At 67.1% G+C, this 16,760-nt stretch carries 12 protein-coding genes, 4 tRNA genes and 1 pseudogene; 13 read left to right on the top strand and 4 right to left on the bottom strand.

From position 1 onward, the window contains the following. Positions 1-22: 22 nt before the first annotated feature. A pseudogene (locus FIU83_RS07780) lies at positions 23-109 on the bottom strand (S-ribosylhomocysteine lyase); the annotation flags it as partial. Positions 110-355: 246 nt separating this feature from the next. Next, a complete protein-coding gene (folD, locus tag FIU83_RS07785) occupies positions 356-1,216 on the bottom strand; it encodes a bifunctional methylenetetrahydrofolate dehydrogenase/methenyltetrahydrofolate cyclohydrolase FolD (RefSeq protein WP_152483527.1) in 861 nt (286 codons plus the stop codon). Between the two features lie 193 nt (positions 1,217-1,409). Here folD and FIU83_RS07790 point away from each other — a divergent pair. The 11 genes from FIU83_RS07790 to FIU83_RS07840 all read left to right on the top strand — a co-directional run bounded on the left by FIU83_RS07790 (position 1,410) and on the right by FIU83_RS07840 (position 11,960). Further along, positions 1,410-1,486, top strand: a tRNA-Pro gene (locus tag FIU83_RS07790). Positions 1,487-1,554: 68 nt separating this feature from the next. Then, a tRNA-Arg gene (locus FIU83_RS07795) sits at positions 1,555-1,631 on the top strand. A 90-nt stretch (positions 1,632-1,721) separates the two neighbouring features. Continuing rightward, positions 1,722-1,796: transfer RNA gene (locus tag FIU83_RS07800), tRNA-His, on the top strand. A gap of 25 nt (positions 1,797-1,821) precedes the next feature. Continuing rightward, a tRNA-His gene (locus tag FIU83_RS07805) sits at positions 1,822-1,896 on the top strand. A gap of 294 nt (positions 1,897-2,190) precedes the next feature. Next, positions 2,191-3,555: a trigger factor gene (tig, locus tag FIU83_RS07810; RefSeq protein WP_152483528.1), complete on the top strand. Its 1,365-nt coding sequence runs from the start codon at positions 2,191-2,193 to the stop codon at positions 3,553-3,555. An 88-nt stretch (positions 3,556-3,643) separates the two neighbouring features. Beyond that, complete coding sequence (gene clpP / locus FIU83_RS07815; protein WP_152483529.1) at positions 3,644-4,264, top strand: ATP-dependent Clp endopeptidase proteolytic subunit ClpP; 621 nt, start codon at positions 3,644-3,646, stop codon at positions 4,262-4,264. A 126-nt stretch (positions 4,265-4,390) separates the two neighbouring features. Continuing rightward, a complete protein-coding gene (clpX, locus tag FIU83_RS07820) occupies positions 4,391-5,671 on the top strand; it encodes an ATP-dependent Clp protease ATP-binding subunit ClpX (protein WP_152483530.1) in 1,281 nt (426 codons plus the stop codon). A 180-nt stretch (positions 5,672-5,851) separates the two neighbouring features. Then, entirely contained in the window at positions 5,852-8,260 is a 2,409-nt protein-coding gene (gene lon / locus FIU83_RS07825; protein WP_152483531.1) for an endopeptidase La, read from the top strand. Positions 8,261-8,438: 178 nt separating this feature from the next. Further along, a complete protein-coding gene (locus tag FIU83_RS07830) occupies positions 8,439-8,711 on the top strand; it encodes an HU family DNA-binding protein (protein ID WP_089850121.1) in 273 nt (90 codons plus the stop codon). Positions 8,712-8,875: 164 nt separating this feature from the next. Then, entirely contained in the window at positions 8,876-10,699 is a 1,824-nt protein-coding gene (locus FIU83_RS07835; protein WP_152483532.1) for a SurA N-terminal domain-containing protein, read from the top strand. Between the two features lie 229 nt (positions 10,700-10,928). Beyond that, positions 10,929-11,960, top strand: a complete 1,032-nt coding sequence (locus FIU83_RS07840) for a GTP-binding protein (protein WP_152483533.1) — start codon at positions 10,929-10,931, stop codon at positions 11,958-11,960. A 37-nt stretch (positions 11,961-11,997) separates the two neighbouring features. Here the strand turns inward: FIU83_RS07840 and FIU83_RS07845 are convergent, their stop codons facing one another. Next, positions 11,998-12,759 (bottom strand): UDP-2,3-diacylglucosamine diphosphatase, encoded by a 762-nt coding sequence (locus FIU83_RS07845; protein WP_152483534.1) that lies wholly within the window; start codon positions 12,757-12,759, stop codon positions 11,998-12,000. A gap of 115 nt (positions 12,760-12,874) precedes the next feature. Then, positions 12,875-13,381, bottom strand: coding sequence for a peptidylprolyl isomerase (locus FIU83_RS07850; RefSeq protein WP_152483535.1), 507 nt, complete (start codon positions 13,379-13,381; stop codon positions 12,875-12,877). A gap of 178 nt (positions 13,382-13,559) precedes the next feature. Between FIU83_RS07850 and FIU83_RS07855 the strand changes: the two genes are divergently transcribed. After that, complete coding sequence (locus tag FIU83_RS07855; RefSeq protein ID WP_152483536.1) at positions 13,560-15,269, top strand: glutamine--tRNA ligase/YqeY domain fusion protein; 1,710 nt, start codon at positions 13,560-13,562, stop codon at positions 15,267-15,269. A 14-nt stretch (positions 15,270-15,283) separates the two neighbouring features. Beyond that, entirely contained in the window at positions 15,284-16,717 is a 1,434-nt protein-coding gene (cysS, locus tag FIU83_RS07860) for a cysteine--tRNA ligase (RefSeq protein WP_152485294.1), read from the top strand. Positions 16,718-16,760: the final 43 nt, after the last annotated feature.

Here is a 16,760-nt window from a genome sequence, read left to right on the forward strand (position 1 = left end):
TCCACTCGTCGCGGTCGCCGGTCTTGATGTCGGCCAGGCGGATATAGGGCGCCTTCACCTTGGTGTGGTCGAGATTGAAGCTCTCGACGTTCATCTGCTTGTCGCTCATCTGACGATCTCGCGAATCGGAGAAAAAAGATGCCGAATTTTAACGGAGTTCGCGGCAGGCTGCATGCGGCCCCGGTGGGGGCGTTGTTAGGCGCCTCGGCTTGCGCCGCGATGTGGTGTTTCCGCTTTCGCTGCCAGCTACCGGAGGTGTTGTGGGAGCCGTGCTTGCACGGCGATGGGGTGGCTCCGCTCTTCGCGGTGCAAGCACCGCTCCCACAATGACGGTGCTCCCCGTCCTGCTGGCCGCTTACCCTTCGGCGTCGTGGAGGTCGGCAGCCTGCAGGGTGTTCTCCAGCAGGGTGGCCACGGTCATCGGGCCCACGCCGCCGGGCACCGGGGTGATCCAGCTGGCGCGCTCGGCGGCGGCCTCGAAGTCGATGTCGCCGATCAGGCGCCCGTCCTCCTGGCGATTGATGCCCACGTCGATGACGATGGCGCCGGGCTTGATCCACTCGCCCTTGACCAGGCCCGGCTTGCCGACGGCCACCACCAACAGGTCGGCGCGGCGCACGTGCTCCTCGAGGTTCTGGGTGAAGCGGTGGCAGACCGTGGTGGTGCAGCCGGCCAGCATCAGCTCCAGCGACATGGGGCGTCCGACGATGTTGGAGGCGCCGACCACGGTGGCATCCAGTCCGCGCACCGAGAGCTCGCTCTGCTGGAGTAAGGTCATCACGCCCTTGGGCGTGCAGGGGCGCAGCAGCGGCAGGCGCTGCGCCAGGCGGCCTAGGTTGTAGGGATGGAAGCCGTCGACGTCCTTGTTCGGCAGGATGCGCTCGAGGATCGGGCGGGCGTCCAGGTGCTCGGGCAGCGGGAGCTGGACCAGGATGCCGTCGATGCGCGGGTCGTCATTGAGCTGGTCGACCAGCTGCTCGAGGGCCTGCTGGCTGGTATCGGCCGGCAGCTGGTGCTTGAACGAGAGGATGCCGGCCTCCTCGCAGGCGCGGTGCTTGTTGCGCACGTAGACGGCGGAGGCGGGGTCCTCGCCCACCAGGACCACGGCAAGCCCCGGGATGCGCCCGCCGGCCTCGCGGCGCGCCTGGACCTGGCGGGCGACCTGCTGGCGGACTCGGGCGGCAATGGACTTGCCATCGATCAGTTGGGCGGTCATCGAGCTTCCCTCTGGTGGTCGGGTGATGGATAAGGTGATGGATAAGAGGAGGGGATTTTCGCATGCCGGGACCCGCAGGCAAAGCGCGAGGCCCCGGTGGGGCGGTTGGCGCTTGACCCCGCAGTAAAGTTACGTAGAATACGCAGCGCTTGACGAGGCCCCTGCGGCGACGTCGAGGCCGTGCAAGAGCCGGCGGGGTGTAGCGCAGTCTGGTAGCGCGCCTGCTTTGGGAGCAGGATGTCGGGGGTTCGAATCCCTCCACCCCGACCACAACCTGTTGATTGGGAAGTTTTATTTTCTTATCAGGGGTTGCGGTCAGGCGCCCGGAGACGTATCATGCGCCCATAGCTCAACCGGATAGAGCAACGGCCTTCTAAGCCGTAGGTTGCAGGTTCGAGTCCTGCTGGGCGCGCCATGTGATGCATGGGAGTGTCGGCAGCGGTCCGAAGCTCGCATCCGAAGTCCGCAAGAGCTTGAAGCAAGTAGCAAGACCTGTGTCGTAGTGGTGGATGTAGCTCAGTGGTAGAGCCCCGGATTGTGGCTCCGGTGGTCGTGGGTTCGATCCCCATCATCCACCCCATCTCGACATGTTTCCCCAGGCAGTGGTGGATGTAGCTCAGTGGTAGAGCCCCGGATTGTGGCTCCGGTGGTCGTGGGTTCGATCCCCATCATCCACCCCATTGCCTCCCTCAGCGTGACCCCGTCCTTTCGCAGCGCTCCCTTCATTTTTATTTGCCATGGCTAGTACCGCGCGCAAGCCCGTGCTCGCCCGTCGTGGTAACCCGTGGCGCGTAGCGCACCGTTTCGCGTGCCGTCGTGGCCGGAGCAGAAAATCTCCATGACGCCCCTTGTAATGCGTCGTCGGGCCCCCATCTGATCAGGCACGGCGCTTGCCAGTCACGGGCGGGATTCTTAGAATCAGCCCTTTGAACGTTTCACGCTTTAAGAACGCACCAGTCGGTAGAGGACATTTCATGCAAGTTTCCGTCGATACGACCTCCCAGATTGAACGCCGCATCACGGTTCAGGTGCCGGCCGCCGAGGTCGACGAGGCCGTTGCCGCTCGTCTCAAGGATGCCGCCAAGAACGTGCGTCTGGACGGGTTCCGCAAGGGCAAGGTGCCGATGTCGGTGATCCGCCAGCGCTATGGCGCCGGCGTGCGTGACGAGGTGGTCGGCGAGGTGATGCGTGAGCGCTATGTGCGCGCCATTTCCGAGCACGAGCTCAACCCGGCGGGCTACCCGCAGATCGAGGCCACCACCAACGAGACCGGCAAGGACCTGGAGTTCACCGCCACCCTCGAGATCTACCCCGAGATCGAGCTCTCCTCCATCGAGGGCACCGAGGTCGAGCGCCCGGTGGTCGAGGTGACCGAGGCCGACGTCGACGAGATGATCGACACCCTGCGCAAGCAGAACGCTGCCTGGGAAGAGGTCGAGCGCGCCGCCGAGGATGGCGACCAGGTCAAGATCGACTTCCAGGGCTTCCTGGGCGACGAGCCCTTCGAGGGCGGCAGCGCCGAGGGCCACGAGCTGGTGATCGGCTCCGGCAGCTTCATCCCCGGCTTCGAGGAGCAGCTGATCGGTGCCAAGGCCGGTGAGGAGAAGGAGCTCAAGGTCACCTTCCCCGAGGACTACCAGGCCGAGCAGCTGGCCGGCCAGGACGCGACCTTCAAGGTCAAGGTTCACGCCGTGAAGGCCCAGGCCCTGCCCGAGGTCGATGCCGACTTCATCGCCAACTTCGGCGTCGAGGACGGTGATCTGGAGAAGTTCCGCAGCGAGGTCAAGCAGAACATGACCCGTGAGGCGGGCCAGGCCGTCGACAACCGCGTCAAGCAGCAGGTGCTCGAGGCCCTCAAGAAGGCCAACGACATCCCGGTGCCCCAGGCGCTGGTGAAGCAGGAGACCGACGGTCTCAAGCGCCAGGCGGCCCAGCAGTTCGGTCTCGGCGAGGACTTCGATGTCTCCCAGCTGCCCGACGAGCTGTTCAGCGAGCAGGCAAAGAGCCGCGTCCAGGTCGGCCTGCTGCTGGCCGAGGTGATCAAGAGCAACGCGCTCGAGGCCACCGACGACGAGATCAAGGCCAAGGTCGAGGAGCTGGCCCAACAGTACCAGGACCCCGAGCAGGTCGTCGCGCACTACATGGGCAACGATCAGCTGAAGACCCAGGTCCAGTCCGCGCTCCTCGAGGAGAAGGCCGTCGACGCGCTGCTCGCGCAGGCCACCGTCAAGGACGTGGAAATGGGCTATCAGGAGGCGCTCGCCGCGGCCCAGCAGCAGGGCGAGGCGGCCGAGGAAGCTGAAGAGGCTGAAGAGGCCGAAGGCGACGCCAAGGCCTGATCCTCGTTTCGCGCCATCCCGTCCGGCCCGCGGCCGGGCGGGGGTCGCATCCGCCGCATCCATTCATCGGATCCAAGGACATCACCAGATGAGCAACCCGTTCGAACCCCAATCCGCCGGCGGCCTGGTGCCCATGGTGGTCGAGCAGAGCGCGCGCGGCGAGCGGGCCTACGACATCTACTCCCGCCTGCTCAAGGAGCGCGTGATCTTCCTGATCGGGCCGGTGGAAGATTACATGGCCAACCTGCTGGTGGCGCAGATGCTGTTCCTGGAGTCCGAGAACCCGGACAAGGACATCCACCTGTACATCAACTCCCCGGGTGGTGGCGTGACCGCCGGCATGTCGATCTACGACACCATGCAGTTCATCAAGCCCGACGTCTCCACCGTGTGCATCGGCCAGGCGGCGAGCATGGGCGCGCTGCTGCTGGCCGGCGGCGCCGCGGGCAAGCGCTACTGCCTGCCCAACTCGCGGATGATGATCCACCAGCCGCTGGGCGGCTACCAGGGTCAGGCCTCGGACATCGAGATCCACACCCGCGAGATCCTCGGCATCCGCGACCGGCTCAATCAGATCCTGGCGCACCACACGGGCCAGGCGATCGAGACCATCGCCAAGGATACCGATCGCGACAACTTCATGAATGGCCCGCAGGCCGCCGAGTACGGCCTGATCGATGCGGTGCTGGAACAGCGTCCGACATCCTGATAGCGTGAAAAACACCCGAGTGCCCTTCATGCACTGAGACGTTTCCCGGTGGCTCCGGCCACCGTGGTGAACCCGGCGTCCCGTGAGCCATACTGTACGGGGCGCCACCAAGAAAGAGGTACGCGAATGGCCGACGGCAAAGGCAAGGACGAAGGCGGCAAGCTGCTCTACTGCTCGTTCTGCGGCAAGAATCAGAACGAGGTGCGCAAGCTGATTGCCGGCCCATCCGTCTATATCTGCGATGAGTGTGTCGACCTCTGCAACGACATCATTCGCGAGGAGGTGCTCGATGCCGATGCCGAGACCGACGAGGAGCGGCTGCCCGCTCCCCGCGAGATCCGCCACACCCTCGACGACTATGTGATCGGCCAGGACCGCGCCAAGATGGTGCTGTCGGTGGCGGTCTACAACCACTACAAGCGCCTGCGCTTCGGCGGCAAGGAAGACGATGTCGAGCTCGGCAAGTCCAATATCCTGCTGATCGGTCCCACCGGCAGCGGCAAGACCCTGCTCGCCGAGACCCTGGCACGCCTGCTCAACGTGCCCTTCACCATCGCCGACGCCACGACCCTCACCGAGGCGGGCTACGTCGGCGAGGATGTCGAGAACATCATCCAGAAGCTGCTGCAGAAGTGCGACTACGACGTGGACAAGGCCCAGCGCGGCATCGTCTACATCGACGAGATCGACAAGATCTCGCGCAAGTCGGACAACCCCTCCATCACCCGCGATGTCTCGGGGGAGGGCGTGCAGCAGGCGCTGCTCAAGCTGATCGAGGGCACCACCGCCTCGGTGCCGCCCCAGGGCGGGCGCAAGCATCCCCAGCAGGAGTTCCTGCAGGTCGATACCGGCAACATCCTGTTCATCGTCGGTGGCGCCTTCGCCGGCCTCGACAAGGTGATCCGCGATCGTGCCGAGACGAGCGGCATCGGCTTCAATGCCGAAGTCAAGAGCAAGGACGAGTCCAAGGGCATCGGCGACCTGCTGCTCGACGTCGAGCCTGAGGACCTGGTCAAGTTCGGCCTGATCCCCGAGTTCGTCGGTCGCCTGCCGGTGATCGCGACCCTCACCGAGCTCACCGAGGACGCCCTGATCCAGATTCTCACCGAGCCGAAGAACTCGCTGATCAAGCAGTACGCCCGGCTGTTCGAGATGGAGGGCGTGGAGCTCGACTTCCGCGAGGACGCCCTGCGCGCGGTGGCCGGCAAGGCCATGGCCCGCAAGACCGGTGCCCGCGGGCTGCGCTCGATCCTCGAGTCGGTGCTGCTCGACACCATGTACGAGATTCCGTCCCTCGAGGGCGTCTCCAAGGTGGTGATCGATGCCTCGGTCATCGCCGGCGAGAGCGAGCCGCTGCTGATCTACACCCAGCAGGAAGCGGCGCGGGTCGACGGCACCGACGGCTGACGCGCACCGGGCGCGCGTCGCCCTGATGAGGGAGCGGCTTCATTCCCGGCGTGCCCTACGGGCACCCCGGGGGAGGTCGCTCCCCTTCTTGTGTGTGGCCGCCTGCCCGTGACTTGCAATGCCGCCTCGTCGCCCCCACTCCCTGAGTATCCATCCGATTTCGTGTGAGGAACGTCTGCGATGCAGCAGAACGCCGAACAGACCCTGAGTCTGCCCCTTTTGCCGCTGCGGGACGTGGTCGTCTACCCGCAGATGGTCATCCCGCTGTTCGTCGGCCGCGAGAAGTCGATCCAGGCGCTGGAGGCCGCCATGGAGGCCGACAAGCGCGTCCTGCTGGTGGCCCAGCGCGAGGCCAGCAAGGACGATCCCGATAGCGAGGACATGTTCGCCATCGGCACCGTGGCCGAGATCATGCAGCTGCTCAAGCTGCCGGACGGCACCGTCAAGGTGCTGATCGAGGGCGAGTCGCGGGCCGATATCCGCGAGATCGTCGCTGTCGATGGCGGCTACAGCCGCGCCGAGGTGAGCCTGCGCGAGAGTGAGCCGCTCTCCGAGCGCGAGCAGGAGTCGCTGGTGCGCGTGCTGCTCAACCAGTTCGAGCAGTACGTGAAGATGTCGAAGAAGGTGCCCAACGAGGTGCTCAATTCGCTCTCCGGCATCGAGGACCCCAGCCGCCTGGTGGATACCATCTGCGCCCACCTGTCGCTCAAGATCGACGACAAGCAGCAGCTGCTGGAGATGGACCGGGTGCGCGACCGCATCGAGCACCTGATGGCGCTGATCGAGTCCGAGATCGACCTGCTGCAGGTGGAGAAGCGCATCCGCTCGCGGGTCAAGGACCAGATGGAGAAGTCCCAGCGCGAGTACTATCTCAACGAGCAGATGAAGGCCATCCAGAAGGAGATGGGCGAGCTCGAGAACGTGCCCAACGAGGCCGAGAAGTACGAGCAGGCCATCGAGGAATCCGGCATGCCCAAGGAGGCCCGCGAGAAGGCCCTCCAGGAGCTGGGCAAGCTGAAGATGATGTCGCCGAACTCCGCCGAGGCCACGGTGGTGCGCTCCTACCTCGACTGGCTCGTCTCCGTGCCCTGGAAGAAGCGCACCCGCGTCAAGCACGACCTGGTGCATGCCCAGAAGGTGCTCGACGAGGATCACTACGGCCTCGAGGAGGTCAAGGCGCGCATCCTCGAGTACCTGGCGGTGCACAAGCGGGTCAAGAAGCTCAAGGGCCCGGTGCTCTGTCTGGTGGGGCCGCCCGGGGTGGGCAAGACCTCGCTGGGGCAGTCCATCGCTCGGGCCACCAACCGCAAGTACGTGCGCCTGGCGCTCGGCGGGGTGCGCGACGAGTCCGAGATTCGCGGCCACCGCCGCACCTACATCGGCTCGCTGCCCGGCAAGATGATCCAGCGGATGAGCAAGGCGGGGGTCAAGAACCCGCTGTTCCTGCTCGACGAGGTCGACAAGATCGGCATGGATCACCGTGGCGATCCCTCCTCGGCGCTGCTCGAGGTGCTCGACCCGGAGCAGAACGACACCTTCAGCGACCACTACCTGGAGCTGGACTACGATCTCTCCGAGACGCTGTTCATCTGCACCGCCAACTCCATGAACATTCCCGGGCCGCTGCTCGACCGCATGGAGGTGATCCGACTGCCGGGCTACACCGAGGACGAGAAGCTGGCCATCGCCAATCGCTACCTGGTGCCCAAGCAGCTCAAGGCCAACGGCTTCAAGGATGACGAGCTCAGCTTCACCGACGATGCGCTGCTCGAGTTGATCCGCTACTACAGCCGCGAGGCCGGGGTGCGCGAGCTCGAGCGCCAGATCGCCAAGGTGTGCCGCAAGGTGCTGCGCGAGCGCATCGAGAAGGAGAGCAAGGAGGGCGCCCAGGCGCCGCAGCGGCTCTGTGCCGCCGACGTCGAGCCCTATGCCGGGGTGCGGCGCTACAGCTACGGCCTGGCCGACCAGCAGGATCAGGTGGGTCGCGTGACCGGCCTGGCCTGGACCTCGGTGGGGGGCGAGCTGCTCAATATCGAGTCGGTGATCACCCCCGGCAAGGGGCGCCTGGACAAGACCGGCTCGCTCGGCGACGTGATGAAGGAGTCGGTGAGCGCGGCCCAGACCGTGGTGCGGGCGCGCGCCCTGGCGCTGGGCATCGATCCCGAGCGCTTCGAGAAGGAGGACCTGCACATCCACGTCCCCGAGGGCGCCACGCCCAAGGACGGCCCCAGCGCCGGCATCGCCATGGTCACGGCGATGGTCTCGGCCTACACGGGGCGCCCGGTGCGCTGCGACGTCGCCATGACCGGCGAGGTCAACCTGCGCGGCGAGGTGATGCCGATCGGCGGGCTCAAGGAGAAATTGCTGGCCGCTAGGCGCGGTGGTATAAAGACGGTGCTAATTCCGGAGGAAAACCGTCGCGACCTCAAGGAGGTCCCGGACAATATCAAGGAAGCGCTCGATATTCGGCCGGTTAGCTGGATTGATGACGTACTGGAGGTGGCCCTGGCCGAGAAGCCCGAGCCGAAAAAGGAGGGTTCCAAGGCGGAAGACTCCTCCTCCAAGGCGTCGATGATCAGTACGCACTAACGGTAATTTTCCTTGCCATGCCGGAGTGAAAAGCCCGGTATGGCGGGGTTTGGCTGCTAAGGTTGCTTGACAGGGCTTTCGCCGCATTGCTATAAACTATCGCCATGCTGTGATCGCGTCAGTCAGCCAAAAGTCTCGCCGATTAGAGCCAATTTACGAAATAGTCAAGGGGTGAAGTGTGAACAAATCCGAGCTGATCGAAGCCATTGCCGCGTCTGCCGACATTCCCAAGGCAGCCGCTTCCCGCGCACTGGATGCCATGGTCGACACCGTGTCAGAGAGCCTGAAGAAGGGCGACAGCGTGTCCCTGGTGGGGTTTGGTACCTTCACCGTCAAGGAGCGTGCCGCTCGCACTGGCCGTAACCCGCAGACCGGCCAGCCGATCGAGATCAGCGCTGCCAAGGTGCCGAGCTTCAAGGCCGGCAAGGCGCTCAAGGACTCCGTCAACTGAGGCAACGGCGCCTGCCGTAGCCTTGACGGTGGTTTCTTCCAACAGGCGCATCGCCCCGGCGGTGCGCCTGTTCGCGTTCATGGGCATCGATCCCGCGCGTCGCGAGGCGCGCGGCGATGCGTATAATGGGCGCGACCCGACTCATTTGATCCGCAGAGGCCTGCATGCTGCAAAGTATTCGTGACCGCTCCAGGAGCTGGGGCGCCAAGATCATCATCGGTGCCGTGGTCGTGACCATGGCGCTGTTCGGCGTGGAATCGCTGGTCGGATTGCTGGGCAACAGCGGCGATGAGGTCGCCCAGGTCAACGATGAGCCGATCACCCGACAGCAGCTCGAGATCGAGGTGCAGCGCGCCATCCGCAGCGGCCAGGTGCCGCCGGACCAGGAGCGCGCCCTGCGCGCCGAGATGCTCGACATGCTGATCACCGAGCGGCTGCTGACCCAGTACGCCGAGGAGGGCGGCCTCTATGTCTCCGAGCAGCAGCTCGATCAGCTGATCGTGACCCTGCCGGAGTTCCAGGACGCCCAGGGGCGCTTCGACCGCGACCTGTTTCGCAATCGCCTGGCGAGCGCCGGCTTCACGCCGCTGTCGTTCCGCCAGCAGCTCGCCGTCGACCTCAAGCGCCAGCAGGTCCAGCAGGGCCTGGCCGCCAGCGGCTTTACCCTGGAGGAGGAGCGCGAGCGCCTCGCCGAACTGCAGCGCCAGACGCGCAGCTTCCGCCACCATGCCCTGACGCGAGATGACCTCGCCGCCGCGCCCGAGGTCACCGAGCAGGACCTCCAGGCCTATTACGACGCCCACCGGGACGACTACCGTCGCCCCGAGCAGGTGAAGGTCAACTACGTGGTGCTCGATCGCCAGCAGATGGCCGACGAGGCCGAGGTGAGCGAGGAGGCGGTGCGCGAGGCGTGGCTGGCCGGGGCCGCCGAGGCCGACCGGCGCGTCTCGCACATCATGGTCGCCGTGGACGGCGAGGACGGCAGCCGCGAGGCGGCGCGCGAGCGCCTCGAGGAGGTCCAGGCGCGTCTCGCCGAGGGCGAGGCGTTCGCCGAGCTGGCCGCCGAGGTCTCCGATGACACCTCGACCAGCGACGCCGGCGGCGACCTGGGCGTGATCTCCCGCGGCTTCTTCGGCGAGGCCTTCGAGGAGGCCGCCTTCGCCCTGGGCGAGGGGGAGGTCTCCGGGATCGTCGAGACCGACAACGGCCTGCACCTGATCAAGGTCACCGAGCTCGATCGTCCGCCCTTTGAGGAGCGCCGAGATGCGCTGCGCGCCGAGCTCGCCCTCGAGCAGGTCGACGACGCCTTCAACGAGCGCGCCCAGCGCCTGATCGATGACAGCTTCGCCGCCGACGACCTGGCCAGTGTCGCCGACGCGCTGGGGCTGACCCTGCAGCAGAGCGACTGGATCGGTCGTGACGTCGGCGAGGGCGTGCTCTCAGAGCCCGGCGTGATGGCACAGGCCTTCGGCGAGGACGTGCTCGAGAACGGCTACAACAGCGAGGTGATCGAGCTCGACGAGGATCGCCGCCTGGTGCTGCGCGTGGCCGACCATCGCGAGGCCACCACGCTGCCGCTGGCCGAGGTCGAGGGCGACGTCGAGGCGGCCGTGCGCGAGGCCAAGACCCGCGAGGCCCTGGTGGCCCTGGCGGCACGGCAGGTCGAGAGCCTGCGGGCCGGCGAGCCCCTCGAGCTCGACTGGCAGCGCGCCGATGCGGTCAGCCGCCAGGGCGGCAGCGCGCTTCCCGAGGCGCTGGTGCAGGCCGCCTTCCGCCTGCCGCACCCCGAGGGCGAGCAGCCGGTCTACGGCCATGCCGTCGACGGCGAGCGGGTGGTGCTGATCGCCCTGGAGCGCGTCCAGGACGGTGAGCCCAACGCCCAGATGGAGACCTTCGTCGCCGACATGGCGGAGCGCCTGCGGGCCCAGGCCGCCATCCAGGGGCTGCTCGACGACCTGCGCGAGAAGGCGAGCATCGAGCGGCTCTGACCGATCCAGGCGCCGAGCTACAAGCAAACCCCAAGGCCGTGGCCTTGGGGTTTGCTTTTTCTTGCGAGCAAGACACCCTTTTTGGCCGCTTGGCCGCTTGGCCGCTTGGCCGCTTGGCCGCTTGGCCGCTTGGCCGCTTGGCCGCTTAGCCGCTTAGCCGCTTAGCCGCCTGGCCGCTTGTCTATATGTTATCTTGTAACACCTTTCGCTATACCCGCCAGGAGGCCCCATGACCGCGCCGCGCCCCGCCATTCCCGTCCACCTGATCACCGGTTTCCTCGGCAGCGGCAAGAGCTCGCTGATCCGGCGCCTGATCGACCAGAAGCCCGCCGACGAGCGCTGGGCGGTGGTGATCAACGAGTTCGGCCGGGTGGGGATCGACCAGGCGATGTTCGAGGCGCGCGACGACCTGGTGGTCAAGGGGTTGCCCGGCGGCTGCCTCTGCTGCCAGCTGGCCTTCGTGCTGCAGGCCTCGCTGGTGAACCTGCTGCATCGCCATCGACCGGATCGGCTGATCATCGAGCCCTCGGGGCTCGGCCATCCGGCCGGTCTAATAGAGGTGCTGCGCGGCGAGGGCCTGGCCGATGCGCTGGCGGTGCGTGACGTGATCGCGCTGCTCGACCCGCGACGGCTGGATGACCCGCGTGCCCGGTCCCACGAGACCTTTCGCGACCAGCTGGTGATGGCCGACGGCGTGGCGCTGACCATGACCGACCTGGCCACCCCCGAGCAGGTGCGGGCGGCGAACGCGTGGCTCGGCGAGTTCTGGCCGCGAAAGCAGTGGGTCCGCGAGGCGCCCCATGGCGAGCTGCCCCTCGCGCTGCTGGCGGCGGGCGGGGGACACGCCGATGGCGACGACGCGCCCACCTCGGCCCTCCATCGCGCGGCCCGGGAGGGCGCGTCACGCCCGCCGGAGGATGCGGCGCCTGCCGAGCGTGAGCCGGCGCCGGGCCGGCCGGTGCGCGAGACGGGCGCGGCACTCGGCCACGCGAGTCTGGGCTGGCGCTGGCACGCCGCGGAGCGCTTCGACCTCGATCGCCTCGCGGCCCGCCTCGGCGAGCTGCCCGTCGGTCTCAGGGTGAAGGGCGTGCTGCATACGAGCGAGGGCTGGCGGCTCTATAACCGGGCCGAGGGCCTGGTCAGCCTCGGCGATACCGCCTGGCGGCGCGACTCCCGCCTGGAGCTGATCGGCGAGGCGGGGGCGTTGCCGGACGCCGAGGCGCTGGAGGCCCTGCTCGAGGCGTGTCGCGTCAGGGGGTGAAGCGCCCCGGCGCCCTGAAGAGAGGCGGTGGCGCTCCTCAGGTGAGGGGGAACGCCTGGAGGCGCGGCGCGGCGCCGTCCTCGATGACGATCTCCCAGCCCTTCTCCGGCTGCCAGTCGCCCAGCACCAGGCGCCTGGCCGGAGCGCCGTCCACCTCGAGGTCGTGCACCGCCGGGCGATGGGTGTGGCCGTGGATCAGGGTGTCGACCCCGTGCTCGCGCAATGCCGCGACCACCTCGTCGGGAGTGACGTCCATGATGTCCTCGGCCTTGTTGGAGTTGGCCTCCCCGGACTGGTCGCGCAGCTGTTTCGCCAGCTGGAGCCGCTCGGCGATGGGCATGGCGAGGATCTGCGCCTGCCACTGCGGGTCCCGGGCCTGACGGCGAAAGGCCATGTAGGCCTCGTCCCGGGTGCACAGGCTGTCGCCATGCATCAGCAGCGTCGGGCGCCCGCCCAGGGTCACCACGCTGGGATCCGGCAGCAGGCGGGCGCCGGCGGCCGCGGCGAAGCGCTCGCCGAGCAGGAAGTCGCGGTTGCCGTGCATCAGGTAGATGGCGGTGCCGCCCTCGGCGAGGAGCTTCAGCGCGGCCGCGACCCGGGCGGCCAGCGTGGCGGTGCCGGTCGGGTCGCCGGCGCCGAGGTCGAGCAGGTCGTCGCCGATCCACGCCTCGAAGAAGTCGCCGAGGATGTAGAGGGCCTCGGCGCCGGCGGCACGGGCGTCGAGCCATCGAAGGAAGCCCTCGGTGAGCTCGGGGGTGGCGGGCTGCAGGTGCAGGTCGGATATCAGCAGGGTGGTCATGGTCGGCCCGGTTGGCAGGGGAGGGGAGCGTCGGTCAGGCGTGTCGCAAGGTGACACGCATCACGCCCGCCGGCTTGAGTGAGCCAGGCGGGCGCGGGAGCGAGCGGGACGAGGATCAGGCCTCGGCGTCGTCCTTCACGAAGGCCTTCTGGATGACCACGTCCTCGGCGGGCACGTCGGCGTGCATCCCGCGACGGGTGGTGGGCACCTCCTTGATCTTCTCCACCACGTCCATGCCCTCGACGACCTCGCCGAACACGCAGTAGCCCCAGCCCTGGATGTTCTTGCCGCTGTGGTTGAGGAAGTCGTTGTCGGCCACGTTGATGAAGAACTGCGCGGTGGCCGAGTGGGGATCCTGGGTGCGCGCCATGGCCAGGGTGCCGCGGGTGTTCTTCAGGCCGTTGTCGGCCTCGTTGTCGATGGGCTCGCGGGTCGGCTTCTGGTTGAAGTCGCTGTCGAAGCCGCCGCCCTGGACCATGAAGCCCGGGATCACGCGGTGGAAGAGGGTGCCGTCGTAGAAGCCGTCGCGCACGTACTGCTCGAAGTTGGCGGCGGTCTTCGGGGCCTGGTCGTGGTGGAGGGCGATGGTGATATCGCCGAAGTTGGTCTGCAGTACGATCATCGATGCCGTTCCTGTGTGCGGTGTAGGGAGCAATGGGGGATGCGCCTTGGCGCTGCCCATGGGCGTGGCGCTATAATAGCGGTTTTGCCTCGATGCGCGAAGGCGGGGGCGTGTCCTCCACGTCCTGCGCGGCGCATCGAGCCAGGCCCGCGATTCAACCAGAGGTTGCCCCACCGACATGACCACCGACACCACCAGCGCGCCGAACTTCATCCGCAACCAGATCCGCGAGGAGATCGAGGCCGGGCGGACCGGGAAGATCGTGACGCGCTTCCCGCCGGAGCCCAACGGCTTCCTGCACATCGGCCACGCCAAGTCGATCTGTCTGAACTTCGGGCTTGCCGAACACTTCGGTGGCGACTGTCATCTGCGCTTCGACGACACCAATCCGGCCAAGGAAGAGCAGGCCTACATCGATGCCATCAAGGAGGACGTGAGCTGGTTGGGCTTCGAGTGGGCGGGTTCGGTGCGCTTCGCCTCGGACTACTTCGACCAGCTCTATGCCTGGGCCCAGCACCTGGTGCGCGAGGGCAAGGCCTACGTCGACGACCTCTCGCCGGAGGAGATCCGCGAGTACCGCGGCACCCTGACCGAGGCGGGCAAGCCGAGCCCCTACCGCGAGCGCAGTGCCGAGGAGAACCTCGACCTGCTGGAGCGCATGCGCGTGGGCGAGTTCGCCGAGGGCGAGAAGGTGCTGCGGGCGAAGATCGACATGGCCTCGCCCAACATCAACCTGCGCGACCCGATCCTCTATCGCATCCGCCACGCCAGCCACCACCAGACCGGCGACAAGTGGAAGATCTACCCCTCCTACGACTTCACCCACGGGCAGTCCGATGCCCTCGAGGGCGTGACCCACTCCGTCTGCACCTTGGAGTTCGAGGATCATCGTCCGCTCTATGAGTGGTTCCTCGACAACCTGCCGGTGCCGGTGGTCCCGCGCCAGATCGAGTTCGCGCGGCTCAACCTCAACTACACCCTGACCTCCAAGCGCAAGCTCAAGCTGCTGGTGGACGAGCAGATCGTCGACGGCTGGGACGACCCGCGCCTGCCGACCCTCTCCGGGATGCGCCGCCGCGGCTACACGCCGGCCTCGATCCGCAAGTTCTGCGACATGATCGGCGTGACCCGCGCCGACGGCGGCCTTGTGGACATCGCCATGCTCTACCACGCCATCCGCTCGGACCTCGAGGACAACGCCCCGCGGGCCATGGCCGTGCTCAAGCCGCTCAAGGTGGTGCTGACCAACGTGGCCGAGGATCACGAGGAGGTCTACGAGGTGCCCGGGCATCCGGCCCGGGAGGACATGGGCGTGCGCAAGATCCCGTTCACCCGGGAGCTCTATATCGACGCCGATGACTTCATGGAGGAGCCGCCCAAGAAGTTCTTCCGCCTGGCGCCGGGCAAGGAGGTGCGCCTGCGCAACAGCTACGTGATCCGCTGCGACGAGGTGGTGAAGAGTGAATCCGGCGAGATCGCCGAGCTGCGCTGCTCCGTGGACTTCGACACCCTCGGCAAGAACCCCGAGGGCCGCAAGGTCAAGGGCGTGATCCACTGGGTCAGCGCCGAGCACGGCGTGCCCATGGAGGTGCGGCTCTACGATAACCTCTTCCAGGTCGAGCAGCCCGACAAGGACAAGGATGCCGACTTCCTCGACCACCTGAATCCCGAGTCGCTGGTCACCGTGCAGGCGATCGGCGAGCCGAGCCTCGCCGAGGCGACGCCCGAGAGCCGCTTCCAGTTCGAGCGCGTGGGCTACTTCTGCGCCGATCGCCACGCCTGCCACGACGGCACGCTGGTGTTCAACCGCACCGTGGGGCTCAAGGACGGCTGGGCCAAGGTGAAGAAGCAGGAAGGTCAGAAGACCGCGCAGGCCAACAAGGGGTGAGCATGAGCGCCGAGATGCAGATCTACAACACGCTGACGCGTCGCAAGGAACCGCTCGTGCCGCTCGAGCCCGGTAAGGTGCGCATGTACGTCTGCGGCATGACGGTCTACGACTACTGCCACCTGGGCCACGCCCGGGTGATGGTGGCCTTCGACGTCATCACCCGCTACCTGCGCGCCCGGGGGTATGATGTCACCTACGTGCGCAACGTCACCGACATCGACGACAAGATCCTCAAGCGGGCCGACGAGAACGGCGAGAGCATCGCCGCGCTCACCGAACGCATGATCGAGGCCATGCATGAGGACGAGGCGCGCCTCGCCGTGCTGCCGCCGGACCAGGAGCCCCGCGCCACCGGTCATATCGGCGAGATCCTCGCCATGATCGAGACGCTGATCGACAAGGGTTTCGCCTACGCCGCCGACAACGGCGACGTCTACTACCGGGTGCGTCGTTTCGACACCTACGGCGCGCTGAGCAACCGCGACCCCGACGAGATGCGCTCCGGCGCCCGCATCGAGGTGGACGAGCACAAGGAGGATCCGCTGGACTTCGTGCTCTGGAAGGCGGCCAAGCCCGGCGAGGCGAGCTGGCCCTCGCCCTGGGGCGAGGGGCGCCCCGGCTGGCACATCGAGTGCTCGGCGATGTCCACCTGCTGCCTGGGCGAGACCTTCGACATCCACGGCGGCGGGCCGGACCTGATGTTCCCGCACCATGAGAACGAGATCGCCCAGAGCGAGGCGGCCACCGGCCATCGCTACGTCAACACCTGGATGCATGCCGGGGCGGTGCGGGTGAACCAGGAGAAGATGTCCAAGTCGCTGGGCAACTTCTTCACCATCCGCGACGTGCTCGAGCATCACGACCCGGAGGTGGTGCGCTACCTGCTGGTGTCGAGCCACTACCGCAGCCCGATCAACTACGCCCCCGAGTCGCTGGCCGAGGCCCGCAAGTCCCTGGAGCGCTTCTACAACGCTCTGGAAGGGCTGGCGCTCGAAGGACCGGCCCTCGAGGACGCGGACGAGTCGGCGGCCCTCCTTGACTCGTCGGACGACGGCGGCCCTGCGGCGCGCTTCGTCGCCGCCATGGACGACGACTTCAACACCCCTGAGGCGCTCTCGGTGCTCTTCGAGCTGGCGCGCGAGCTCAATCGTGCCCGCAAGGAGGCGCCGGAGCGGGCCCCGGCGCTGGCCGCCGAGCTCAAGCGCCTGGGCGGGGTGCTGGGGCTCCTCCAGCAGGATCCGGCGAGCTTCCTCAAGGCCGGCGCCGCCGACCTGCCGCTCGCCGAAGGCGAGATCCAGGCGCAGATCGAGGCGCGCGCCGCGGCCAAGAAGGCCAGGGACTTCGCCCAGGCCGATGCCATCCGCGATGAGCTCGCCGCGCTCGGGATCATCCTCAAGGATTCCCGCGAGGGCACCACCTGGGTCTTCGAGGCTCCCGGCGACTGAGAGCTGAGCCTGAAGCCGGCGGTCGTTCTGGCGGCCAGAGAGA

This window comes from Halomonas sp. THAF5a, from assembly GCF_009363755.1.
Taxonomy (GTDB): domain Bacteria; phylum Pseudomonadota; class Gammaproteobacteria; order Pseudomonadales; family Halomonadaceae; genus Halomonas.